The sequence below is a fragment of the Gammaproteobacteria bacterium genome, assembly GCA_041395725.1.
Lineage (GTDB): Bacteria > Pseudomonadota > Gammaproteobacteria > Pseudomonadales > Pseudohongiellaceae > NORP240.
Map to the genome: position 1 here is coordinate 28,309 of JAWKZW010000001.1, position 23,535 is coordinate 51,843.

The window sequence follows — 23,535 nt, forward strand, 5'->3', positions numbered from 1 at the left end:
ACCGGGCGCCAGCACAGCGTGCTGACCATGGGATGCAGGGAAATAAACCGGCATTATAATCACTAGACACCAGGGAACAATAGTCATAAGGTTTAGAGGCTCTAATCGTCCGGTTGCGGGGTCTCGACAGCACAGAAGCGCTTTAAAAGCCCGCCGGATGTTGCGGGACCTGCTCAGGGATACCCTGGAACCGGCACGGCCGGCTGTTGGAGCAAAGCCTGAACAAAGCAAAAGCAATGTCACTGTCTCACTTACTTTTTCCCTTATTTATGTCGATCAGCCGTATGAATAAAAATAGCTTAGAACTGACATTCCTGCTCCTCGGCACGCTACTGCTCTGGTCAGCAGGCGCCGCAGGCCAGGTTTACCAGGTGCCGAAGACCTCCAGTGGTGCGCCTGACCTCAACGGTATGTGGAATTTCAATGACAGCACACCCTTTGAGCGTCCGGCGCAATTCGACGGTCGGGAATTTCTCAACAGCGAGGAAATCGAAGCCCGTCAGACCCGCCAGCAGATAAGCGAGGAACGACGCCTCGCCAGGGAAAGCGGCCTGGCGGATCGCATTCTGGACGAACCCACCAATGACACCGGCGCCTATAACGCCTTCTGGTCCGAGTATGAGGAGCCCTACCCCAACAATCGCACCTCACTGCTGATCTACCCCGCTGACGGTCGCCTCCCGGCGATCCAACCGGGCGTGACAATTCAACGCTCCCCCCCCGGTTCCAACCCCTGTAACGATGGTGGCCGTGAGTTCGACCGCCCGGTGCGCATCTCCTGGGGTGCCGCCAGTTGCGATCGACCGGAGGATTTCGGGCTCGCCAGTCGCTGCCTGATGTTTCCACAGACCGGCCCACCCCATATCAAGGCGAACACCTACAACAACAATATACGCATCGTACAGACTGATGATCACATCGTTATTCATGCCGAGCTGGGCAACGATCCGAGAATCATTCCGCTGGACGGCAGACCTCACATCGACGAGCGGATCAGGTTCTGGAATGGAAATTCACGAGGATATTTCGACGGGGATACCCTGGTGGTGGTCACCCGCAACATGCGCGCCGAAATGGCGAGCCTGTTCCAGCGTACCACCTCCTACGGCAGCGCCAGGAACCGTGTGCTGACCGAACGTTTTACCCGGGTGGGTGACGACGCCATGGACTACGAATTCACCATCGAAGACCCGGACACCTTTACCGACCGGATTACCGTGAAAACCAATTTCTCCCGCCTGCAGGGCCAGATGTTCGAATACGCCTGTCACGAGGGCAATTACGCCCTGACCAATATGCTCAGGGCTGCCCGCATCGAAGATGTGGCCAACGACTGATCCGCTGCCCGGTCAGGGGCAGGGATCCTCGCCGGCTACCGGGGTGGCGCCGGACGGCAGATAACGGCAGGGATCCGCCGATTCCAGAGAAACCCGCGTGCCGGCGCGAATCAGGGCACCGGCGCTGGGCCCCTGAAAAAAGCTGTAACCCTCGCGGCTTTCCAGCCAGGCCAGCGGGCCTCCCACGAATAAGCCTGCCGCCAGTGTCTGCTCTTTGACGCGGGTCACCAGGGCTTCGTATTGGGGGTCACCCTGGCGCCTGCCGGTGAAGCTGCCCAGGTCTGAGCTGGCGATAAAGATTCCGTCGATACCGGGTGTGTTGACCACCTGCTCGATGATTTCAACGCCTTCGGGCTGCTCTATCATGGCGACAATCATGATGTTGTCATTGGCTGCCTGCCGGTAATCGTTACCCCACAGCGCCCGGTACTGACCACCGCCCTGGCTGCGCTTACCGATGGGCGGGTAGTTGGCGTAGGTCACCGCCGTTTCCACCTCTTCAATCGCATCCACCATGGGCACGATAATTCCCAGCGCGCCGATATCGGTGGCCTTCTGAATATCACCCTCGGTGGCGGCAGGAATTCGGATAAAGGGAATCGCCGGTGCGTCCCGGCAGGCCCAGATCATGTCTGCCACCTGGGAATAATTCAACGGGCTGTGCTGCATTTCAATCCACATGAAATCGAACCCGGCATTGGCCATGGCGCAGTAGATTGCCGGGTCAGCGGTATCGACGGTACCACCGACTACCTGCTCACCATTGGCCAGCTTCTGTTTAACGGTATTGAACAGGCGCACCTCCCCCGCCTGGGACAGGGCAGACGAGGACACCAGCAGTAAGGGCAGAGTCAAAAAAACAGTTGCGCAGAGTGAAACGAGCGTAGGCTTTTTAGTCATGGCAGAAAGCTCTTGTTGATGTTGAGAGGCGACAGCCTGGACAGCAGAAGCGGCCGCGAAAGAAATCGTAACAAACGTCGACCCGATGATAACCCAATGCCAGGCGCTGTAAAGCCCCGGCAAAGAGCATTGTGCCGCTCAATCGAACAGCGGAGCCAGCGCCGCCTCTAGGTTTTCGGCACCCCGTTGTTGACTGAGCTTTTCCATCTGGCGATGCAGCTCTTTCTGTTGCGGGGCTGCCAGTCCCTCAATGCGCCCGCTGAGCTCCCCTTCTTCGATACTCAGACTGTCGCGCCGGGCATGGGTGCGCTGTTGCAGCGCTGCATTGAGAAACAGAAAACGGCTTACCAGCACGTACGGAAAGTTACGGTTTTTCATGGGCCCCTGGCGCGCCTCATAACCTCCTACCGGCAAACCCCGGATTTTGAAATCCGCCAGCCGGTCCGCGCCGAACCAGGCGCCTCCGCCCGCCAGCAGCCCCCCGGTCAATGCCCCGAGAAACAGACTGTGTCCGGCCAGCCCCAGATCGACCATCGCGCCGGTGGCTGCCCCCGCCATGGCCGCCGCCACCAGCAGCTGCCGGCGATTCAGCCCCCAGAGGATCCACTTTTCGGTATCGAACAGGTTGTCCTCGGTGGGCAGCTCGCTGCTTTTAACATCCAGATGGTGATAGTGATAAAGGCCCTTAAGCTGCTCATGAGCCTCCCGCTCCCGTTTGACCAGGGCGCTGTAGAAACGCTTCTCCAATACGGGCTGCAGCTGCCGCGCCTGCTCACGGCTGAGCACTTTCTGCGACACCTGGCTGGAACACATGTCCGTCAGCATAGCAGCCAGCACATGGACGCTCTGCTGACGTTGCAGGGTTCGTTGCTCCTGGTAGGCTTCGATCAACGCCTTGATTTGTTCTTTCCAGTCCTCGCGCAGATACGAGAACGCTTCCAGGATAGAAAGCTGTTTATCGAAATCCGCCTGCATGGCATTGAATACCCTGACCACTTTAAAATACTGCGACAGAGCCTGCTGCCAGGGGGCAATATACTGCTCATTCTCGATCGGGTTGATCAATGCCATACTGGCCTGACCGGTCCAGCGCAGAATTTCCATTTCCGCCTCGTATTCGGCGCCATAGGGCCTGGAGCCGTCCACCACATACAGAATCACCGCGCCGTCAACAATCGGTCTGAGCAGCTCCACCTCGTCGGGAAACTGCTTCCAGCACTCGGGATCACTGACAAATTGCTGCACGGCCGCCTGCCGCTGGTCGGCATTCTCGGCATGCTGCTCCAACCACTGCAATACCCGCGTGGGGCGCTGAAAACCGGGCGTATCGATCAGCTGGAAGCGGCTGCTGCCTACCTCCACCTGCAATGTCTCGGTAACCTGGGTGGTGCCGCTCTGGGCCGAGATAGCCACACTGTCATCCTGGGCCAGTGTCGCGACGATGGAGGATTTCCCCTTGTTGGGATGACCTACTACTGCAAATGCTGGCGTCATGCTGCGGCCCCCGCGTTCCCTTGCGCCTGCAGGACCGACCAGCCACCCGGTAAGGTGCCGCAGAAGCGGCGCCATTCGCGCAGATTGACGTCCTTGACCGGGCGCAGCCCCTCGCCGTCCCAATCCAGGGGTAGCAGCAACCCCGGCGCATCGGAGCTGGCCGGTTTGACTTTCAACAGATAATCGCCCAGTTCGCCCATGGGCGGTTCCCAGGCTTTGACCATGACAACCACTGCCACGTCTCGGGCTCTGTTACTCAGCCGGGCTTCGGGTTCTGTGAGCGGGCCGGCCTGCAGGAAGCTACCCGGCTGGCCAAATCTTTTCTCCAGCGCTGCCTTGATGGTCGGCGGAATATTGGCCCAATCGATCATTACGTAGTCCTCCGGTACAGAACCGGCCAGCGGCGCCAGTTTGCCCTGCATGGGCACGATATTCATGGCATCCACATGTAAAACCCGGTGCCCCGGCCGTTTCTGGGCGGCAGCGTTCCTACGCTGAAACAGGGAATGTGCCACCAGGGCCAGCAGGGCCCTGGGCAGTAAGGTGTAGGTGATCTGCGCCGCGATGGCGTACTTCCACCACTGGCCGAGCCGGGCTGCGGTAAACTGAGGCTCTGCCAGGCGAAAGTCCTGGGATTGTTGTAACAACGCCAGGTCAGGCTGGGCGTCGGTCCAGAAACGCCAGGGCAGCGCCAGAATCTGCAACAGGGGCAACAGATCCGTTGCATTGAGCAGCGTGCTGCGCCAGACGAAGCTGATGTCCGTGCCCGCCAGCAGTATCAGAAAGGCCAGCAGACCACCGAGGGCAAAGGCCAGGGCCAGCAACTGGGTCTCGTAAAACAGCCAGTACTTGCGCTCGTAGCCGGGTTGCAGCGCCAGCATCTCCCGCCGCACGCCGACGGGCCACAGGGGAAGTTCCAGTATCCAGCCCGCCAGGCCGCGGCCGGACTGCCTGAACAGGTAAACGACACTCAGAAGCAACCCGCCGGCTGGCAGGAACACAAACAGAAGCAGCAGGTAAAGCAGATTCACCCTTCCCTGCTCATCGCCGGACAAGACACTGATGGCAACCACGAAGCCCGCCAGCAGACCCGCGACACTGAGCAGAGTGCTGATCTGACGCATGGCTGGTTGTAGAACTGTTTTACTGGTCAATTTATTACTACACTGGCTGCGGATAGCGTTGCCCGGTCCCGGCGCAAAGGTCGCCAGTATACCCTGACTGGACAGGCTCCATAAGTGCCGCCGGCACGGGCCTCTGTCGGTGAGCAGGAATCCGCGCAGTGCGGGGACGGGCACGGCTGGTCTCGCTACCAGGGACTCTTGACCGCCTGCCCCTTGCACAAAGACGGTCTTTTTGCATAAAGTTCAGACTCCTTGCCCCCACAACTGACAGGCCACATGCGCAACGCACTGATAAAACTGACGATCTTACTGTGGCTGCCGTTCAACGGCGTGGCCCGGGAGGCACCCGGGCTTGACCTCGGGTTGTCCCTCAGTGGCTACTGGGTGATAAACGAAGAGCTGAGTGATAACACCGACGACCAGGTGGAGGAGGCCATCCGTGCCGCCGGCGGCAAGGTGCCGCGGCGAAGCTGGTTCAGCAAGCCGGAAGAAGACCGCTACCGCGGCGGCCCGCCGGATCAGGAATTGTATGACCGACTCTCCTACGACGACGTACTCATGATCAGCTACCAAGAGCCGGAATTCGTGTTCGAGTACGCGGACGGTTACCGACGGGTATTTCATACCGACGGCCGGCGCCGTACCACCGGTGCGAGTGATTATTTCGATCAGGGCGGGGAAGATTTTTCCTTCGGCAACTGGAGCGGCGCGTCACTGAAGGTGGAGGCCCGGCCACAGGACGGCGGATTTACCCTGGAGAGCTATGTCATCGAAGCCGAGGGCCAGCGCCTGCGCGTGGAAATGACTCTGCAACCGTTTGTCTTTGGCGCCCCTATCTCACTGGTCCGGGTCTACGATCGCAGCACCCCTCCCTGACAGTGCCTGGCTCAGAGCCTGAAGCACCTCACCACAGTCCTGCTCCAGCTTGAGGGTAAAAAGGTCATCGGCCCGGGTCTGACCGGCGTTGATACAGGCAATCGGCTTGTTGTGCCGGGCAGCGTGACGACAGAAGCGGTAACCGGAAAAAACCATCAGTGAGCTGCCCACAACCATCAGGCCGTCACTGTTTTCCAGCCTCTCGAAGATGAATTCGACCAGCGAGCGATCCACCGAATCGCCAAAAAACACCACATTGGGTTTGAGCAGGCCCCCGCAGTAGCGACAGAGGGGCACAGAGAGCTTTTCCACCAGGGAATCCGCTACATCGGCATCACCGTCGGGGGCCAGAGAGGCGGCCGGTTCAGTAGCGCCGAGGTGAGGGTTCAGCGCCTCCAGCTGCTGCTGTACTTCATCTCTGTGGCTTACGTGGCGGCATTCCAGGCACACCACCTGATCAAGACGGCCATGCAGATCAATGACATGGCGCTGCCCCGCGCGCTGATGCAAACGGTCCACGTTCTGGGTCACCAGCAGATCGATCCGCCCCAGGCTCTCCAGGTTCGCCAGAGACCGGTGTGCAGCGTTGGGCAAGGCATTTTTTACCGGAGGCCAGCCGACATAACTGCGCGCCCAGTAGCGTTTGCGACTGGCCAGACAGCTGATAAATTCCTGGTGTTTGATGGGATCGCTGCGCTGCCAGTTGCCCCGGCCATCCCGGTAGGCAGGAATCCCCGAGTTGACGCTGCAACCGGCGCCGGTCAGCACCAGCAGTCGCGGGTGATCATGGATAAAATCCATCAGACGATTGATCACAGCGGGTGGACCACCTTGGCAAATTTCGCAAACAGCTGTCCCACCAAGTATACTTCGGGTTTTACTTCAGAACGAGCCGGTATGCCATGAACCATAGACACAGAATTTCCCACTACACTTTTACACTGCTGGCCGGCCTCCTGCCACTGCTGGCCCATGCCGGCCTGGAAGACGGCCTGCGGGCCTACGAGATGCGCGACTACGAAACGGCCTATAACGAGCTGGTGCCGCTGGTCAGTGAAGGCAGCGTCGATGCCCAATACATTCTTTCACGCATGTATCGCAGCGGTCAGTACGTCGACCTGGACATGGCCGCCGGTGCACAGATGTTGAGCCTGGCTGCGGAACAGGGCCATGGCCCGGCGCAAAGAGAGCTTGCCAACATGTATCTGATCGGCATTGGCGTCGAACGCAACCCGGGCGAAGCCATGCGTCTGATGACCGCAGCTGCTGAACAGGGTCTGGCCGATGCCCAGCAGGAACTGGGTATCATTTACCAGTCCGGTACCGTCAGTGATCCGGACTACGAGGCCGGCCTGATGTGGCTGCAGCGCGCCGCGGACCAGGACTATCTGCCTGCCATTCACAGCCTGGGAATGATGCACTATTTCGGCCAGGGTGGTGAGATCAACCTGATCGAAGCCGAGCGCATGTTCCGTATGGCGGCACAGAAGGGCTATGCCCAGTCCCAGTATCAACTGGGCGCCATGTACCACCAGGGACAATGGTTGATGAAAGACCTGGTAAAAGCGGCCATGTGGATCAATGTCGCCGCCGCCAACGGTAATTCCAGCGCCCGACTGATGCAAAGGAACCTGGAAGAGGAAATGACCGGTGACCAGGTGGACGAAGCCCGCGAAATGGCCGTCGCCTGTCGCGCCCGCAGTTACAGTGACTGTTAACAAAAAGGAGTTCCACGGTGCGCAATAAATCAGTTATCACCTGTCTCATCGCCAGTAGTCTGCTGCTGGCCTCTCTGGCCAGCGCCCAGTCGATCGATGCGGGGCGCGGCGGACTGCCCCTGACCGTGCCTGCCAGCTACTCAGACAGCGACCCGGCTCCTTTGTTGGTGCTGCTGCACGGTTACGGGTCCAGCGGCGCCCGTCAGGATGCCTATATGCGTTTCAGCGCCCTGGCCGAGCAGTACGGGTACCTGTTTATCGCGCCCGATGGCCGGCAGGAAGCCGGCGGCTCCAATAACCGCTTCTGGAACGCGTCCAAGGCCTGCTGCGACTTCTTTGCGGCCGGAGAGGATGATGCTGCCTATATCATGTCCATCATCAATCAGATCAGGGAGCGCTTCAGTATCGACCCGGACCGGATCTACCTGGTAGGTCACTCCAACGGTGGGTTCATGTCCTACCATATTGCCCAACAATACCCTGACACCATTGCAGCCATCGCCAGTCTGGCTGGCGCCGAGGCTGCCGAGCCCAGACCAGAGCCGCGCAGCCCCGTGCATATCCTGCAGATCCATGGCACCGAAGACGGCACCATTGCCTATGATGGCGATAGTATCGCGGGCAACCGCTACCCTGGCGCCACGGAGACAGTTGAACGCTGGGCAACCTACAATGGCTGTGCCCGGTCCGGCCTGGAGGTTGCCCGGCTCGACCTCGAGCGAGAACTGCCAGGTCTTGATACCCGCGTAGTAAGGTACGATTCCGACTGTCAGCCTGGTGGCTCCAGTGAACTCTGGACCATTGAAGGGGGTTCTCATATCCCAGCCATTTCAGACAGCTTCAGTACCAACGTGGTTCAGTGGCTGTTCGCTCACCCTAAAGTCCGCTCGGCCAGCACCAACGCCGCTGACTGACGTCATACCGGCACCGGTCGCAGGGAATTCTGAATCCTGCGCCCGGTACCGACCCTCTCATACCGCCCGCGGGTCCGGACCCCGACATCATGGCCTCTTCACGCAAAATCGTCATCTATGCGGCGCTGCTCGGCAATTCTCTGATCGCCGTCATGAAGTTCATTGCCGCCTTTCTGACCGGCAGCTCGGCCATGCTGTCCGAGGGCGTGCATTCGCTGGTGGATACCGGCAACCAGGTGTTGCTGCTGTATGGCCTTAAAAAAGCCGCCCGGCCCGCCGATGACCGCTTCCCCTTCGGCCATGGCAAGGAAATCTACTTCTGGAGTTTCGTGGTCGCGATCCTGATCTTTGCTGTCGGCGCCGGCATTTCCCTCTACGAAGGCATCCATCGCCTCACTGATCCGCAGCCGCTGGAAAACCTGATGATCAGTTACGTGGTACTGTCGCTGGCCATCATCTTCGAAGGCGGCGCCTGGTACTTCGCCCTGCGGGAGTTCAACAAGACCCGCGGCCCCATGGGCTATATCGAAGCCGTGCAGCGGGGTAAGGACCCTTCCATGTTTGTCGTACTGTTCGAGGATTCGGCAGCCATGCTTGGCCTGCTGGTTGCTCTGCTTGCCACTTTTTTAACCCAGGTTACCGGCAACCTCTACCTGGATGGCATCGCCTCGATCGTGATAGGCCTGATTCTGGGGGGCACAGCCATCTGGCTGGCCGTCGAGACCAAAAGTCTCCTGATCGGGGAACGTGCCAATGTGGAAGTGGTCGAGGGCATTCGGGGTCTCGCTGCCGGCATTCCGCTGGTCGACAGCGTGAACGAGGTACTCACTATGCACATGGGCCCGGAATTTATTCTGGTCAATCTGAGTGTGAAGTTCAGCGACTCTGCCTCGGCGACAGATATCGAACAGAGCGTAGTGCTGCTGGACGCATCGATCAAGAAACAATTCCTTAATGTGCGCAGGGTGTTTGTGGAAGCCGAAGCCCTGCAGAGCCGCCCCCTCGGCGACTAGCGGAACACGGCAACTCCGTTGTTGATGACTGTTCGGTCCTGCTCAAGGGATCGGCAACGGAATACCACTTCACTGTCACCCTGGTGCCAGATCTCGGTACTGATGGTTTCGCCGGGGTAAACCGGCGCGGAAAAACGCAGCCGAATCCGCTTAAGCCAATCTGTCTGGTAGTCGCAGCAGGATTTAAGAATCGCGTGGGTCGCCACGCCAAAGGGGCACAACCCATGCAGAATCGGCGCTTTGAATCCTGCTTCCCGGGCCAGCGCTGGCGAAGCGTGCAAAGGATTGAAATCACCGGAGAGGCGATAAATTAAAGCCTGCTGCGGCAAGGTTGGAAGATCGCAGACTTTGTCGGGAGGCCGGTCTGGAATGCGATCCGGTTTCGGCGACGCTTTTCTTCGACCGCCGAAACCGCCGTCACCACGGCACAGAATTGTGGTCTTCAGGGTACCGTAGTCTTCACGTGCCTGCTTGTCTGAAACCGTTCATTCTGCAATTACCAGAGCGCCAAGCCGTGCCCCTTTGTCGTTCACTTCCGTTATCCGGGTCGTGGCCACCACAGTCGCAGACGGCGGCAGTGGCTTGTGAATAATAACCTCCAGTCCGGCATGCAACACCCGCACCCAGTCTATTCCGGTATCAGGCTCGCGAGCCCAGAAACCCGGGTAGGCCAGCACAACAGCCTGACTGGGCATGGCTTTAAGACCCTCTTCGTGAACGAAGCGCAAACACTTTTCATCCAGCGGGTCCTGGCCCATACCGATTACCAGCGTTTAAAGGATAGTGTCCTGTTCCGTGTAAGTCTGCTGCCGGGTACCGAAGCCCCGCTGGAGTGAATGCTGGTAGTCGATGGCCATCGTTGTTTCCATGGTGTTCTGGCGCAACCTGGACCACACGCGGCAGGCACTGCGGCACGGGATAACTGGCAGGGACGCCCTTGGCGCGGATTCTGCCCGGCGCAAGTGCCCTCCTGTCGCCAAAAGATTCGGGATTACACTCTATATGCCTGTCGCAAGTAAACCCCGACCGACGGGCCCGCACGCCTGTATCGACAACTGCCAGCGCAGGCGGTAGCATGGATTGCTACGTAACCGCAGAGTTAATCCAATAGAGTAAATCCAATGAAGAAAGCAGTCCTTTTCCTGGTCGGCATGATTTTCTGTTCGGCCCTGGCAGCCCAAAGCAACCTACCCTCGGTGGCCGACCTGGACGATGGCTGGACCGCCATCCCCACTGGTGGGTTGTGTTCTGCCGGCACACCGTACCAGTTCTACGCCAATCCATCGGCAAGCAGCGACAACCTGCTCATTTATTTCAATGGCGGCGGCGCCTGCTGGTTCGGACAGGCCTGCGACCTCAACAGTCAGCCCAATGTCCACAGCCCCTTTGCCGACATGGATGCCAACAACCCGGCCCTGGGGCATGGCATCTTTGCCGAGGATGCCACCGACAATCCGTTCCGGGACTATGACATGGTGTTTCTTCCCTATTGCACCGGCGACGTGTTCGTCGGCGCGGGGGAACGATTTTACAGTTACACCAACGCCGAGGGTGGCGAGGTCACGATTAACACCTACCATAACGGCTACCTCAACAGCACCACTGTTCTGGACTGGATATATCAGAATTTCGATGCGCCGGAGCGCGTTGTAATCGGCGGCAGCAGCGCCGGCGCCATTGGTTCGTCGTTCTATGCAGGCTTCGTGGCCGAACACTATGCCGACACGCCGGTAGTGCTGATTGCCGATGCGGCTGGTGGCTACAACAGCCCGGATCTGCCGAACACCTTCAATGCCTGGGACACCGCCGCCATTCTGCCCGACTGGCCCGACTATGCGGGTAAAACCAATGACACTCTCACTTTTGAAGACTTTTACATCGCCAGCGCCAGGCACAGTCCGAACCTCACTATCGCTCAGTACAACGCCGCCGAAGATGCAGTGCAATACAACTTCTCCTACCTGATCGGCGACCCACCCGGCAGTTTCAGCCTGGCACAACGCATACTGAATCATTACGTGGAAATTGAAAGCGCGGTGGATTCACTGCACAGCTACACCGCCGGGGGTACCGTGCATACAATCCTGCGCAGCCCGCTTTTTTACAGCTATGAGGTGGAAGGCGTACGCTTCGTCGACTGGGTGGATGACCTGATCAACGGCAGGCCGGTACGTGACATAAGCTGTGTTAACGAAGCTGACGGCTGTGCAATGGCACCGGACGAATAAAGTTAATCCGGCTGTAAACACCAGGGGAACTCTTATTTATTAACGCAGATTTATTAACGCAGAGTATCGCGCTGACTAGTCAATGAATGCCAAGCGGAGAAAGATTCATGAAAACCATGCTTACCACCCTGATCGCCCTGCTCGCCGGCGTGGCCATGAGCGCCACCCTGGCCCAGCTGGAGGGCTCTGTCATTATCAACAAGAAAGAGGTCGACGCGGTATTCGACCAGGGGCTTGTAAACCTGGCCAATGGCCGGACCGTCAGTGACATCGTCGTCAGGCATATCGATGTCGGCGAAGAGTTCATGGGTGTCTCTGTAGTGCAGCGCAGCAACACACCAGTCACTGAACAGGAAACCGGGATCGCCCACACGGACCTGGATGAGATTTACTACATCGTTTCCGGCGAAGGCACCATGGTGACGGGCGGCGAATTTGTCGACCCCCAGGTGACCCACAGCGACCTCCTCGGGGGAATGCATCGCGGCGTAATCAAGGGTGGGGTCCTGCAGAAGGTCAAACCTGGCGACATCGCCATCATCCCCAAGGGTATGCCCCACGGCTGGCATGAAATCGTCACAGACAGCATCGGCTACATTATTTTTCGCGGTGACCCCAATCAGGTCATGGAGCTGGTCTACGAATAGCACTGGCGGGGCGTGACCGGGCATTCACTCCGCCGCTGCATCAACCACTGTTTACCAGCCCATTCCCACTTACGCCTGGAGGCTGAGACCTGGACGGGTCTCAGCCCACACCCTGGGCCAGCAGGGCACTGCGTATGCGCCTGAAGGCGGCACGATTAGCACCGCGCCGGTAATTAATGAAACCATTCCCGTGCTCCGGGGCATGGTCCACGCACTGTTGGTGAATAGTCTTCATTATCCCCTCCAGCTCCACATTCAATTCATCGTAGCCGCGCCGCAGGAAACGTCGGTTCTGGCCCATTTCCAGCGCTGACACTGCCACCCCGCCGGCATTGGAGGCTTTACCCGGCGCATGCAGTACCTGATGCTCCTCCAGATAGTCGATGGCGCCCTCGGTACAGGGCATGTTGGCGCCTTCGGCTACCAGCCAGCAACCGCCTTCCACCAGATACCTGGCGGCATCTTTGTCCAGCTCATTTTCGGTGGCACAGGGCAGCGCGATATCGCAGCTTTCCTGCCAGGGCTGCTGATCATCTATCCACTTGCCCACGCCCAGGCTCTGCAGCCGCTCGGTAGAATCGCCGCCGGCCTTCAACAGTGCCTGCAACTCTTCTTTTCTGAACCCCTCTGCAACCTGCAGGTACCCCTGACTGGAGGACAGCGTGATAACCTGTGCGCCGAGTTCAACCGCCTTGATTGCGGCATAGATGGCGACATTACCACTCCCGGAAAGCACAACGATGCAGTCTTTCAGGGATTTCTCCAGGTTCTCAAGCATATTCCTGACAAAATAAATCAGCCCGAAGCCGGTCGCTTCCAGGCGCACATGACTGCCCCCGAACTCGATGTCTTTCCCGGTCAGCACTCCGGAAAAATTGTTTGCCAGGCGTCGGTAGTGGCCGAACAGATAACCGATCTCACGGCTTCCCACATTGATATCCCCGGCCGGCACATCGATATTGTCACCTATGTGTCGATACAACTCATCCATGAAGGCATTGCAGAACCGCATGATCTCCCGGTCCGAACGACCGCGCGGATCGAAATCAGAGCCGCCCTTGGCGCCACCGATACCCATTCCTGTCAGTGCGTTTTTAAACATTTGTTCAAATGCAAGAAACTTCAGCACCGACTCGGTGACAGAAGGATGAAACCTGAGCCCACCCTTGTAGGGACCTATCAGATTGCTATGCTGTACGCGCCAGCCACGATTAACATGGATCGCCCCCTGGTCATCCTGCCAGCTGACGCGGAAACTGATAATCCTGTCTGCCTCGGCGAGCCTTTGCAGCAGGCTCTCCCGTTCGTATTCCTTGTGATCATGAATTTCATTGCAGACATCATTCAAGACTTCACGGACCGCCTGCAGGAATTCGTTCTGCCCAGCGTAGCGTTTTTCCAGGTCAGCAAAGAAACGATCAAAATAAGTTTCACTCATGATTACTCCCCGTTGATTCAAGGGTGGTACGTGCCCTGGTCACTTACGGTTCAGCGCGGCCACCCTTGACTTGACCCGCGGTAATGATGCAGTTTAACGATTGACCTGGCGGAACAACACCGGGTGCCCTGACCATCCCAATGCCGGCTTTCCCTATGCCACGCCAGAGATTAAGTAATCAGCGGAGAAGCTCAATGAGAACACTGTTGCGATCCTGTTCCGCAGCTCACACCCTTTCCACTGCCCTGCTGATTCTGTGCATTGGTGCGGAGGCGACCGCTCAATCCCCAGGCCCGATGAGCCGTATGGAGTTTGACGCTCTCATGGAGGAAATCTCCAACTGGGGCCGCTGGGGCGACGAAGATGAACTGGGCACTCTCAATCTCATCACGCCGGAGAGGCGGGTAGAAGCCGCCCGACTGGTAACCGAAGGTTACCCGGTTTCGCTCTCCCTGCCGGTCAACAAGGAACAGAGCACACTCAATGCCAACCCGTTCGAGCACAGCCTGAGTATTTCCACCTTCGGAGGCCATGAGGTGGCAGGCGACCGCTACGCCGTCCAGTACCACGGCTTTGCCCATTCACACATGGATGGACTGCCGCACTTCGCCCATTACGGGCAGATGTATAACGGGGTCTCAACAGACGCACTGAATGACGACGGCTCCAGCCGCCTTGGTATCGATAACGCCTACCAGGGCGTCTTTACCCGTGGCATTCTCATTGACATGCCCTGGCTGCGCGGCGTGGACTACCTGGAACCTGGCACTGCCATTACGGCTGCCGATCTGGAAGCCTGGGAGCAACGCACCGGAATCCGCGTCGGCAGCGGCGATGTGCTGCTGATCCGCACCGGCCGCTGGGAACGGGTCAGGCAGTTGGGCTCCTGGAATTTCGTCGGCAATGCCGCAGGCTCTCACGCCAGTGTAGCCAGTTGGCTGAAAGAGCGGGACGTTGCGGTGCTTGGTTCGGACGGAGTCAGTGACGTCATGCCTTCCGGAGTCGAGGGGCTGATCAATCCCCTGCACGCACTGGTGCTGGTCGGCCTGGGCATGCCCTTACTGGACAACCTTGACCTTGATGCCCTGGCCGCCGCGGCGCGACAGCGGAACCGTTGGGAATTCCTTTTTGTAGGTGCACCGCTGCGGGTAGAGGGCGGCACCGGTTCGCCGTTGAATCCACTGGCTATATTCTGAAAACCGGAAGAACACTACCGATCGTAAGACCACTACATACAACTGGCCACAAGGAGGCCCCATGCAGAATTTCTACCCCGGTGCCTACCTGTGCACTCCCCTGCTAGCTTTCCTGATGCTGACAGCGACCGATGCCCGCGCGGAAGCTTCGGACTGGCAAATCGATCCAGAGCACTTTTCCATCGCGTTTGCGGCCACCCACATCGGCTTTCAGCAGCAGCCGGGGATGTTCCTTGAGGCATCAGGCAGCTTTCGCTACGACCCCGAGACAAAAGCGCTCAGCTCCGGCCGGGTTGAAGTGCAGGCGGAAAGTGTTTTCAGTAACCATGACGCCCGCGACAATCACCTGCGCAGCGACGACTTCCTCGATGCTGAAAATCACCCCGTCATCATCTTCGAGGCCACCGACTATACTCCGAGAGACGGTGACGGCAACAGCGCAGAGGAACACGGCACGCTGACTGGCAATCTGACCCTGCTGGGCAATACCCGGCCCGTCGAGCTGACTGTGACAATCAACAAACGCGCTCGTTACCCGTTCGGACACCGGCGGGAAGCCCTGGGTATCTCTGCCCGTACCACCCTCTTCCGCAGCCAGTGGGGCATGGACTACGCAGTGGCCAATGACCTCGTGGGAGATGAGGTGACTTTGCGCTTCGAGTTTGAGGCATTGCGGCAGTGAGTGGACTCGAGCGTAAGCGGACAATCAATGTCCGGTTGCGCAGGCCGCGGGCCTTACCTGGAAATTCAGCCGTTTCTGATGGAAGGCGAAGCCAGCCAACAGGATTGAGAGCCCCCCTGCAGGTACACGGCTAATGGGCCAAAGTGAGAGCATCCGTCTTCGAACCAGTGTCTTCAATGCTGAGGCTCAAAGCCCTCGAAAGTAGAGAATTCGTTGACACCCTTTCTCCAAAAATAGAGCGCAGCGGCGGAAGAAACCAATGCTGGAATTGCTCCAAATTCGTCTATGTACCATGCAGAATTTTCATGTTGCAGTGTCAGAGGCGTGAATACCTGTTGAAAGAAGATGTTATAGCTGGCATGGAAAACGACTGCAGGCCAAAGGCTGTTCGTCTTGTACCTGAAATAGGTCATTACAATGGAGATAGCCACTATTCCAACTGAAAAAAAGAAAATTTGGTAGACCAGCGGAGTGCCTGATGAACCATATATTCCTCGAAACATGAGTGGCCAGTGAAACATAGCCCAAATTAATCCGCTTATTAGCGCAACATTCGTAAACGACATTAATCTGGCAAGCTCAGGTACGAGAAATCCACGCCATCCAACCTCCTCTCCTATTATAGAAGGCAGCGAAACAACAAAACTGAAAGTAGCCGAAATCAGAAAATGGAAGACGAAGATAGCTACGTTATTCCATTGATCCAGGTTGTAGTCAGTTTTCAATTCCTCAACAAAGCTTCGATCATAAAAACCACCAAACCCCGCGATCCAAACTATTAAGTACGCTGAAAGAGCAATTAGCAGTGGCACCAGATAGTTTTGCCAGTGGACTTTCCAACTTCCCCATCGCCATCCCAAGGATGCAATTGGCCGGCCAACGAGCAGGCAGGTACACATGGCAGCCAAACCTGCGGACAGCATATAGGGGCTGGCACGTTCCAGTCTGAAGATAAGCCAATAGCCTATCGTTGTGAGCGCCACAAGCAGAACAAAGAATATAGCAATGTTCGAAATTGGGTTTTGTCTGTTCCACATAGTCTTACTCCAAGGGCTATTTGGTATCAACCTGAATGGGATTGGAGTTGATCCAGGCTGACCAGTATGAATACGTCAAAGGTGAGTAATAGTTACAGCGAATTCGCGGTACCAGCCAGGAGATCAGCGAACAAATACTGGGGAGCCTCTGATTGATTATGACCCGGCGTTCGCCCTACGGATGGATAGCAACATAGTGATGTAACAGGCTCAGCCCCCCTGTCTGCAGAATACCGCCACCAGTCAGGGGACCGGCAAAACAGGGAGTAGTACCTTGGAATTGACAAAACCGGCCAAGATCAAGGATTTGCTTCACCATGCCTGCCGCTGCACTGGTCGCGCCAGGTAGACCTCATTGACACCGACTGAATCCGGCTCCGGCTTCGGTGTTCTGCGGGTCTTATGACCTGAAATTTGCGGGACAACAGCAGCCCTGGATACTTCAACAGCGTGTCACAAAAGTTTAAATTTTCCTTAATTAATTCGTCACCCGAATGTCATCGAAGCTTACTAGTCTGGCCGTTCACCACGATACATCGACATATAGGAGTGCGATTTGTGAACGACCATCAAGAAGATATTCCCAGCAACGATTCGGGCAATCGATTGTTCGAAGACGTTCTACGCGTCAATGAGGAACGACGCAACCTGCTGAAAGGCGGCGCGACGATAATGGCCGGCACCGCATTACTTGGCTCCACCAGCATGGCGGAAGCCAATGGCCTGGTCAACCGTTGGGGCAACTGGAGACGACGCCCGCTGATCGGTTTCGAGCCGGTCTCCGTAGCTGAAGGTCAGGGTCCCGAGCCGGCAATTTCCCCAGACTATGAATACCAGGTTATTCTCCCCTGGGGTGATCCGATTGTGCCGGGCGGTCCGGCTTTCTCCATCCCTGTTGATCCGGACAACCAGGCCGAGCAGGTTGGTATCGGCCATGACGGCATGTGGTTCTTCCCCATGTTCAATCGCTTCCGACCGCGATGGGGTTGGGAAGATGACGAGGACTGGGGCGACGACGATGGCGATGGTGACTGGAGTACCGATGAATACCGCAATCCCTGGCTGGGAAAACGCGTTCGAGGGTTAGGAAATTACCGTGGTATTCTCTGCATGAACAACGAGTTTGGCAGCAATTCACACGTATTGCGCAAAGATGTCCCGGAATCACTCGATGAAGTTCGCGCCTCGCAGCATGCACATGGGGTAACTCTCGTGGAACTGCGGCGACGTGTACGACGCGGCGGCGCCAAGTGGGAAGTCCAGAAAAGCGAGTACGCACGACGGGTGCACGTCAATACACCAGTGGCATTCAGTGGGCCAGTGGCTGAACTTGATCTCAGCAATCCGGCCAGCCCGCTTTATAACAGCGCTCAGAACGAGCCTGCTGGCACCGTGAACAACTGTGCCATGGGCTACACCCCCTGGGGTACCTACCTCACCTGTGAGGAAAACTTCAACGGCTACTTCGGTTCCGACACGTCGTTCACTCCGGACGAAGCTCAGCTCCGCTACGGCTTGAACAGCAACGGCTTTGGCTACTTCTGGCACCGCTTCGACGAGCGTTTCGACCTGAACAGCCCGAACTATGCCAACGAGCATAAACGGTTCGGCTGGGTCGTGGAGATCGATCCCATGGACCCGGATGCCAAGCCCGTCAAGCGCACTGCACTCGGTCGCAAGAAGAACGAAGGCGCCACAGTTCACGTCGCCGATGATGGCCATATAGTGGTTTACAACGGGGACGACCAGCGCTGGGATTACTGCTATAAATATGTGTCTGCCGAGCCCTGGCGTAAAATGCGCCGCAAAGGGGAAAGCCCGCTGGACCGCGGAACGTTGTATGTCGCCAAGTTTAACGAAGACGGCACCGGGGACTGGCTGGAACTGTCCATGAACGTGCCGGCTTTGCAAGCACGATTCGGCGATCTCGCCAACATGCTGGTCAATGCCAGGCTGGCGGCCGATATCGTCGGCGCCACCCCCATGGACCGTCCCGAGTGGATTGCGGTAGGGCCGGATGGCAAGGTCTACGTCACGCTGACCAACAACTCCCAGCGTACGAATACCGGTGTCAAGGTTACCAGCGACAGCGGAGGGCGCCTGGTCGATACCGGCCCCTCTGGCCCCAATCCGATCGCCGGACCGGGAGGCAATTCCGACGGGCATATCGTCTGCTGGACCGAGACCAATGGCCACAGCGGCACCTCCTTCGATTGGGAAGTATTTCAGATCGCCCGGGACACGCACGGCACCGAGGAAAGCTTTGCGGATCCTGACGGCATCTGGTGTGATCCGGAAGGTCGCCTGTTCATCCAGACTGACGGCGGCCAGAAGGATGGCCTGCAGAACCAGATGCTGGTTGCCGACACCACCAGCCTGGAGGCTGACGGCACGCCTTTGATCAAGCGCCTGTTCACGGGCGTACCGGGCTGCGAAATAACCGGTATCACCGTCACTCCGGACCGGCGCACCATGTTCATTAACATCCAGCACCCGGGCGATGGTGAACCAGCCACCGGCGATGCCGCCACCGATATCGACGGAGGGCTGAGTTCCTTCCCGGGCAACGTGGGCGACATTCCGCGCGATGCGACAATTGTCATCACCAGGAAGGACGGTGGTGTAATCGGCTCTTAGTGGATCACGAAACACGCGTTGTTTTGAAAAGCAGACAGAAAGCCCCGGCGACAGCCGGGGCTTTTTTTATGGTAAACAGTCAAGAAATCCTTGTTTGGGAACTTTTTCAGGGATTCATTGCTGCTGTCTCGCCAGGATGTTTCACCAGTGGTCGGTCGTGCGGTTTTTCCAGGCTGCGTCATCCAGCGCTTTCGCGACCGAAGAGCGCGCGAACCTGCCTGACCGGCAGGTGGAGCATTCTGCCCGGGCGAAAGTCCCGGAGGGCGTTAGCCGGGAGAATACTTAGCAGGACTGCCGAGAGGGATATCCGGGTCAGTCTTCCGGTACCAGCAGGTCTCCAGACGGCTTGGCAACGATCTTCATGCCAGGAGGAACGTCGGCAGGGTCGATGCGTCGCGGAGTCTGCGGGTCGCCCGTTCGCCCCTTATCGGTCAAACGCGCGACAATGCTCTGTCGTTGCGGGTTCTGGCCAGGGTTGAGTGTTCTCGCCTGGGATTCCGGTGGCGGCTGAAAATCCACCGACGCGGGGCCGGGAATATCGTCCAGGCGGCCTGCAATTACGGCCAGGGCCAACGGGGTGCCGACGGTCAGCTCCAGAGTGGCGATGCCATCGTCCCGGCATTTCACCCCGGCATCCGATGATTCCACGCAGACAGCCTCGTCGGGAAAGCGAATAGATACCTGACCGGCATTTACTTCCAGCATGGCATACTGCTCGTACCCGGAAATCGAAGTCTCGCGTCCGCCGCTACTAACGACGACGATCTCGGTTCCATCCCGGTGTCTCAGGATGGCGCTGTAGCGATCGCCAATGCGAGAAGTGCCCAACAAGGTGAATTCTGGTTCATCCGAGTCGGCAGCACGCCGACGGCGATTCGCCTCCCTCGTCTCTTGTTCTGTGGCGCTGTCGCCGTCTGGACTTTCACCGAACAACGTAAACTGACCCACTGGAGGCTCCGAACCAGGCTGGTCGGATTCCCGGGCGAGACTCTGGCTGCCCAGCATAAAGTGCAGCAGCAGCGTCCATGGCCACAGGCAACGAAAGATTTCCATAGTAAGTCAGCGATTTCGCAGCGCGAGCAAATTAAATCCGATCAGAGTAGTGAAACAGTGTGTCACTTTTGCGACACAGCCTTACACCCGAGGGAACCACTGACTAATTAGGGCAACGCTCTGCTGGAGTCTGTCGGGCGTCACTGCGGCGTCGTGCGCAGGGAATGGCCCAGCCCCAGCCAAGCGCGACAACGCCCCAGTGACGCCCGACAGGCCCCACCCGAAGGGGCAATTTCCGCTGCGGTGGTATCGGCAATGATTTTGTAGTTAAATCACTGTCAAGGCTGACAGGTTGACACCTGAAAATCCCCAGACGACGCCGCTTGACCGAGGTCATGGGCTCGTGCTGAAAGCCAATGGCCTGGCTCTGAATTCCGGCTAGAGCACGCAGTCGACTCGGTCCCGATGCCACCATAATTGCGAGGACATCACTATGCAGACGCGCGCCCTTTTTATGCTATTTTCATCCTGCCTGATCAGCGTATGGGCCAATGCCCAGACCGATAGCGCATACCAGGCACCCAGAACCGAGCACGGCCAGCCCGATCTACAGGGCGTCTGGGGTACCCGGTTCAACACCCTGCTGGAGCGTCCCGAGGGTCTTCCTCTTGTGCTGGGGCCCGAACAGGCTGCCGGCTTCGCCCAGGCTGTCCATCAGCAAGGTGGTCTTGACGGCAACACGGACCCCGATATCGATAACTTCGGCCCGCCGGTGCTGGCCATGGTGAAAGGCGAATACCGCAGCTCCATCATCGTCCACCCGGAAAACGGCAGATTGCCCTACAATGAATTCGGCGCCCGGAGCGCCGCCTATGGCTATTTTGAGGGTACCGGTTTCGATCACCCCGAGCAGCGACCCGGCGTGGAACGCTGTATCGAAGCCTGGGGCTCACCGCCCATGCGGGCGTTTTCCTACCAGCTGTACCATGGCATCGTACAGACCCCTGACAAGATTGCTTTTTTCAGCGAAGAAAATGCGCCGCTGCGGGTCATCCATATGGACGGACAGGGGCGTCCCGACGCTATTCGGACCATGGAAGGCCACTCCATAGGCCGCTGGGAAGGCGACACCCTGGTGGTGGAAACAACTCATTACGACGCTGACATCCCGGCCCGCGCCACCATGGGGCGCCCCATGTTGCTCAGCGGCGATGCGCATGTTACCGAGCGCTTCACGCGGGTTTCTGATACCGAACTGTTTTATCAGTACACGGTAGATGATCCGGTTTATTACTCGGAGCCCTGGCGCGGCGAGTATTCTCTCACCCGGGATGACAGCGGACATATTTACGAATACTCCTGCCACGAGGGTAACTACAGCATGACTGGTGCCCTGCGTGGCGAGCGGGTTATCGAGGTCCGATCAGAGCTTGGGATAACCGACTGACCCGTATATAGGGGACAGACCACGTTTATTTTTATTACCCGTTTATTTTTAGCGACTGAATAAACGAAATAAACGTGGTCTGTCCCCTATTACCCCTTATAATCTTCATCAGTTAACAGGCAAGGCAATTAGAGAATCTTATGAAAACAACCCGGTCAAATACCCTGCTGGCAATTTTGTTGCTGGCTTTATGCACACCCTTCAACATCTCCGCCCAGACCAGGATCCAATACGGTCCGGATTCCATGCAGTACGGCGAGCTATACCTGCCTGCGGGAGAAGGCCCTTTTCCGGTGGTCACCTTTCTTCACGCCGGGTGCTGGCGCTCCAGTGAAGGACTGATGAACGCCTACCGTGCTATGTCAAAAGTAATGACTGAAAATGGTATCGCGGCCTGGAACCTGCAATACCGTGGCGCCACCGACCCTGGCGGCGGCTGGCCCGGAACCTGGCAGGATATTGCTTATGGCTTCGACAAGTTGCAGTCCATTGCCGAGGACTACCCGATCGATACCGATCAAGCGCTGGTGGTTGGCCATTCGGCAGGTGGTCACTTTGGTGCATGGCTGGCCATGCGTTCACAGCTGCCACCTGACAGCGAAATATACGTTGCAGCGAAAGTAGAGCCAATGGGGCTTGTCATGGCCGATGCATATATTAATCCGGAGGTCATCGATTCCTATGGCACCTCTGGAGAGATCTATTGTGGCGAGCCACTGCTCGAAAACCTGGTGGGCGGCCCGGTTGAGAAAAACCTCGATAATTTTCGTCAGATTTCACCTCTGGAGTGGCTGCCCTGGGGCATTCCCCAGGAGTTTGTGGTGAGCTCCTACCGGTACCCGGTATCCCTGCCGAGGATTCTCGCTCAGGGCAAGACCACCATGCGCATACCCGATTATCCTGCCCTGGCAGTCATAGCCGGTGACGAGATCAATGTGCAGGTTATCAGCAACGAGGAGCACGGCGCCTTCGTCAGGGAGGGTTCCCGAGGTTACGATGCCACGATCGTGGCTATCATGCGGCTGTTGGGCAAGACTTCCTGGTAGACACGGAATAGGGCGAATAGGGGACAGACCACGTTTATTTTTAACGACGAAATAAACGTGGTCTGTCCCCTAGATTACCGGGTTGCCACCCGATAAAACCCGTTAAGGGTCAGCCGGCCCTTTGCAGGGTCCTCAGATAACAGCTGTGGCGCAATGATGTGGGCGCTATGGTGAACATTCCCCCGGTAGAAGATCATCCGGTTGCTGCGCGCTTCGGCCACCTGATCCAACTGGAAAAACTCGTTACTTCCCGTGTGATAGACAGGTGCCTGCTGAAAGAATTCGAACTCTGCAGATCTGGGGCCCGGGTTCCCCTGCTCGAGCAGCTCGAGATAGGGCGTTACTTCCGGCCGTTGTGTGAAAAAAGCCGTACCTCCCAGCTCACAGTCTTCGAAAAGATACAGTACCGAGGCGATGACACATTCACCGGGGGTAGTGCTCGAAATATCAACATGACACATGCGCTGCATCCAGGTAAGTTGTTCGGGAGCGACGGTAACCATGCTGAGTCGTGCATAGGCTTCCCTGACCAGCCTCGACAGATCAAAATATTCGCGCACATGACGCCGGAAAAAACGCGCGCAGGGCTCGGCGAAGTCCTCCGCCAGCTGCACTTCGATACCGGGGTAATGCCAGCGACCTCCCGGCGGTATCTGCGGAAACTGCTCCTGGGCGAGCCTCACCAGCTGTTCCCGATCGCGCAGCACATCATCCACGATCACCAGCGCAGATCCGCCGGCCAGTTTTCGCACCTCGATCCTGTAGTCAGGATTGAATTCGATTACAGAGCCCATCAGGTTCTCCAGTT

General features: G+C 57.8%; 22 protein-coding genes. 12 read left to right on the forward strand and 10 right to left on the reverse strand.

Annotation, left to right across the window (positions count from 1 at the left end):
• The first annotated feature begins 284 nt into the window (after positions 1-284).
• Entirely contained in the window at positions 285-1,337 is a 1,053-nt protein-coding gene (locus R3F50_00115; protein ID MEZ5488708.1) for a hypothetical protein, read from the forward strand.
• A gap of 12 nt (positions 1,338-1,349) precedes the next feature.
• Here the strand turns inward: R3F50_00115 and R3F50_00120 are convergent, their stop codons facing one another.
• The 3 genes from R3F50_00120 to R3F50_00130 all read right to left on the reverse strand — a co-directional run bounded on the left by R3F50_00120 (position 1,350) and on the right by R3F50_00130 (position 4,885).
• Positions 1,350-2,237: an aldolase/citrate lyase family protein gene (locus R3F50_00120; protein MEZ5488709.1), complete on the reverse strand. Its 888-nt coding sequence runs from the start codon at positions 2,235-2,237 to the stop codon at positions 1,350-1,352.
• Positions 2,238-2,375: 138 nt separating this feature from the next.
• Entirely contained in the window at positions 2,376-3,731 is a 1,356-nt protein-coding gene (locus tag R3F50_00125; protein ID MEZ5488710.1) for a GTPase/DUF3482 domain-containing protein, read from the reverse strand.
• Complete coding sequence (locus R3F50_00130; protein MEZ5488711.1) at positions 3,728-4,885, reverse strand: DUF2868 domain-containing protein; 1,158 nt, start codon at positions 4,883-4,885, stop codon at positions 3,728-3,730. Before R3F50_00130 ends, R3F50_00125 begins: the two co-directional genes overlap by 4 nt.
• Positions 4,886-5,131: 246 nt before the next feature.
• On the opposite strand from R3F50_00130, the gene R3F50_00135 reads away from it, so the two are divergent.
• A complete protein-coding gene (locus R3F50_00135; GenBank protein ID MEZ5488712.1) occupies positions 5,132-5,731 on the forward strand; it encodes a hypothetical protein in 600 nt (199 codons plus the stop codon).
• Here R3F50_00135 and R3F50_00140 read toward each other — a convergent pair.
• Positions 5,693-6,547 carry an NAD-dependent protein deacetylase gene (locus R3F50_00140; protein ID MEZ5488713.1) on the reverse strand — a complete coding sequence of 285 codons (855 nt, stop codon included), beginning with the start codon at positions 6,545-6,547 and terminating at the stop codon, positions 5,693-5,695. The genes R3F50_00135 and R3F50_00140 overlap by 39 nt on opposite strands.
• 86 nt (positions 6,548-6,633) lie before the next feature.
• On the opposite strand from R3F50_00140, the gene R3F50_00145 reads away from it, so the two are divergent.
• From R3F50_00145 to R3F50_00155, 3 genes are all read left to right on the forward strand, one after another.
• Positions 6,634-7,449, forward strand: coding sequence for a tetratricopeptide repeat protein (locus tag R3F50_00145; protein ID MEZ5488714.1), 816 nt, complete (start codon positions 6,634-6,636; stop codon positions 7,447-7,449).
• Positions 7,450-7,466: 17 nt separating this feature from the next.
• Entirely contained in the window at positions 7,467-8,363 is an 897-nt protein-coding gene (locus R3F50_00150) for an alpha/beta fold hydrolase (GenBank protein MEZ5488715.1), read from the forward strand.
• Positions 8,364-8,452: 89 nt separating this feature from the next.
• Entirely contained in the window at positions 8,453-9,376 is a 924-nt protein-coding gene (locus tag R3F50_00155; protein ID MEZ5488716.1) for a cation diffusion facilitator family transporter, read from the forward strand.
• Here R3F50_00155 and R3F50_00160 read toward each other — a convergent pair.
• Positions 9,373-9,822, reverse strand: a complete 450-nt coding sequence (locus R3F50_00160) for a MaoC family dehydratase (protein MEZ5488717.1) — start codon at positions 9,820-9,822, stop codon at positions 9,373-9,375. The two genes, R3F50_00155 and R3F50_00160, sit on opposite strands and share 4 nt — an antisense overlap.
• A gap of 39 nt (positions 9,823-9,861) precedes the next feature.
• Positions 9,862-10,134: a hypothetical protein gene (locus tag R3F50_00165; protein ID MEZ5488718.1), complete on the reverse strand. Its 273-nt coding sequence runs from the start codon at positions 10,132-10,134 to the stop codon at positions 9,862-9,864.
• A 363-nt stretch (positions 10,135-10,497) separates the two neighbouring features.
• Here R3F50_00165 and R3F50_00170 point away from each other — a divergent pair, with 363 nt between their 5' ends.
• Both R3F50_00170 and R3F50_00175 read left to right on the forward strand, forming a co-directional pair.
• On the forward strand, positions 10,498-11,604 hold the full coding sequence (locus R3F50_00170; GenBank protein ID MEZ5488719.1) for a pectin acetylesterase-family hydrolase: 1,107 nt from the start codon (positions 10,498-10,500) through the stop codon (positions 11,602-11,604).
• Between the two features lie 107 nt (positions 11,605-11,711).
• Positions 11,712-12,251 (forward strand): hypothetical protein, encoded by a 540-nt coding sequence (locus R3F50_00175; protein ID MEZ5488720.1) that lies wholly within the window; start codon positions 11,712-11,714, stop codon positions 12,249-12,251.
• A 100-nt stretch (positions 12,252-12,351) separates the two neighbouring features.
• On the opposite strand, the gene gdhA is transcribed toward R3F50_00175, so the two are convergent.
• Positions 12,352-13,689 carry an NADP-specific glutamate dehydrogenase gene (gene gdhA / locus R3F50_00180; GenBank protein ID MEZ5488721.1) on the reverse strand — a complete coding sequence of 446 codons (1,338 nt, stop codon included), beginning with the start codon at positions 13,687-13,689 and terminating at the stop codon, positions 12,352-12,354.
• A 194-nt stretch (positions 13,690-13,883) separates the two neighbouring features.
• On the opposite strand from gdhA, the gene R3F50_00185 reads away from it, so the two are divergent.
• Together R3F50_00185 and R3F50_00190 are read left to right on the forward strand one after the other, a co-directional pair.
• A complete protein-coding gene (locus tag R3F50_00185; GenBank protein ID MEZ5488722.1) occupies positions 13,884-14,885 on the forward strand; it encodes a cyclase family protein in 1,002 nt (333 codons plus the stop codon).
• Positions 14,886-14,946: 61 nt separating this feature from the next.
• The gene (locus R3F50_00190; GenBank protein ID MEZ5488723.1) at positions 14,947-15,567 is read left to right on the forward strand and encodes a YceI family protein; all 621 of its coding nucleotides are present in this window, start codon (positions 14,947-14,949) and stop codon (positions 15,565-15,567) included.
• A 173-nt stretch (positions 15,568-15,740) separates the two neighbouring features.
• Here R3F50_00190 and R3F50_00195 read toward each other — a convergent pair whose 3' ends face one another.
• The gene (locus tag R3F50_00195) at positions 15,741-16,604 is read right to left on the reverse strand and encodes a CPBP family intramembrane glutamic endopeptidase (GenBank protein MEZ5488724.1); all 864 of its coding nucleotides are present in this window, start codon (positions 16,602-16,604) and stop codon (positions 15,741-15,743) included.
• 558 nt (positions 16,605-17,162) lie between these two features.
• Between R3F50_00195 and R3F50_00200 the strand changes: the two genes are divergently transcribed.
• Entirely contained in the window at positions 17,163-19,241 is a 2,079-nt protein-coding gene (locus tag R3F50_00200; protein MEZ5488725.1) for a PhoX family phosphatase, read from the forward strand.
• A gap of 312 nt (positions 19,242-19,553) precedes the next feature.
• Here R3F50_00200 and R3F50_00205 read toward each other — a convergent pair whose 3' ends face one another.
• Positions 19,554-20,294 (reverse strand): hypothetical protein, encoded by a 741-nt coding sequence (locus R3F50_00205; protein ID MEZ5488726.1) that lies wholly within the window; start codon positions 20,292-20,294, stop codon positions 19,554-19,556.
• 433 nt (positions 20,295-20,727) lie between these two features.
• Between R3F50_00205 and R3F50_00210 the strand changes: the two genes are divergently transcribed.
• Positions 20,728-21,681 (forward strand): hypothetical protein, encoded by a 954-nt coding sequence (locus tag R3F50_00210; protein MEZ5488727.1) that lies wholly within the window; start codon positions 20,728-20,730, stop codon positions 21,679-21,681.
• 140 nt (positions 21,682-21,821) lie between these two features.
• Positions 21,822-22,727, forward strand: a complete 906-nt coding sequence (locus R3F50_00215; protein ID MEZ5488728.1) for an alpha/beta hydrolase — start codon at positions 21,822-21,824, stop codon at positions 22,725-22,727.
• 74 nt (positions 22,728-22,801) lie between these two features.
• Here the strand turns inward: R3F50_00215 and R3F50_00220 are convergent, their stop codons facing one another.
• On the reverse strand, positions 22,802-23,521 hold the full coding sequence (locus tag R3F50_00220; protein ID MEZ5488729.1) for a DUF6445 family protein: 720 nt from the start codon (positions 23,519-23,521) through the stop codon (positions 22,802-22,804).
• Positions 23,522-23,535: the final 14 nt, after the last annotated feature.

Bases quoted from the DNA above. Each gene is read 5' to 3' on its own strand.
- R3F50_00115 (MEZ5488708.1), top strand. From the start codon at position 285: ATGAATAAAAATAGCTTAGAACTGACATTCCTGCTCCTCGGCACGCTA.
- R3F50_00185 (MEZ5488722.1), top strand. From the start codon at position 13,884: ATGAGAACACTGTTGCGATCCTGTTCCGCAGCTCACACCCTTTCCACT.
- R3F50_00220 (MEZ5488729.1), bottom strand. From the start codon at position 23,521: ATGGGCTCTGTAATCGAATTCAATCCTGACTACAGGATCGAGGTGCGA.
- R3F50_00170 (MEZ5488719.1), top strand. From the start codon at position 10,498: ATGAAGAAAGCAGTCCTTTTCCTGGTCGGCATGATTTTCTGTTCGGCC.
- R3F50_00175 (MEZ5488720.1), top strand. From the start codon at position 11,712: ATGAAAACCATGCTTACCACCCTGATCGCCCTGCTCGCCGGCGTGGCC.
- R3F50_00135 (MEZ5488712.1), top strand. From the start codon at position 5,132: ATGCGCAACGCACTGATAAAACTGACGATCTTACTGTGGCTGCCGTTC.
- R3F50_00125 (MEZ5488710.1), bottom strand. From the start codon at position 3,731: ATGACGCCAGCATTTGCAGTAGTAGGTCATCCCAACAAGGGGAAATCC.
- R3F50_00205 (MEZ5488726.1), bottom strand. From the start codon at position 20,294: ATGGAAATCTTTCGTTGCCTGTGGCCATGGACGCTGCTGCTGCACTTT.
- R3F50_00215 (MEZ5488728.1), top strand. From the start codon at position 21,822: ATGAAAACAACCCGGTCAAATACCCTGCTGGCAATTTTGTTGCTGGCT.
- R3F50_00190 (MEZ5488723.1), top strand. From the start codon at position 14,947: ATGCAGAATTTCTACCCCGGTGCCTACCTGTGCACTCCCCTGCTAGCT.
- gdhA (MEZ5488721.1), bottom strand. From the start codon at position 13,689: ATGAGTGAAACTTATTTTGATCGTTTCTTTGCTGACCTGGAAAAACGC.
- R3F50_00145 (MEZ5488714.1), top strand. From the start codon at position 6,634: ATGAACCATAGACACAGAATTTCCCACTACACTTTTACACTGCTGGCC.
- R3F50_00120 (MEZ5488709.1), bottom strand. From the start codon at position 2,237: ATGACTAAAAAGCCTACGCTCGTTTCACTCTGCGCAACTGTTTTTTTG.
- R3F50_00195 (MEZ5488724.1), bottom strand. From the start codon at position 16,604: ATGTGGAACAGACAAAACCCAATTTCGAACATTGCTATATTCTTTGTT.
- R3F50_00165 (MEZ5488718.1), bottom strand. From the start codon at position 10,134: ATGGGCCAGGACCCGCTGGATGAAAAGTGTTTGCGCTTCGTTCACGAA.
- R3F50_00155 (MEZ5488716.1), top strand. From the start codon at position 8,453: ATGGCCTCTTCACGCAAAATCGTCATCTATGCGGCGCTGCTCGGCAAT.
- R3F50_00210 (MEZ5488727.1), top strand. From the start codon at position 20,728: ATGCAGACGCGCGCCCTTTTTATGCTATTTTCATCCTGCCTGATCAGC.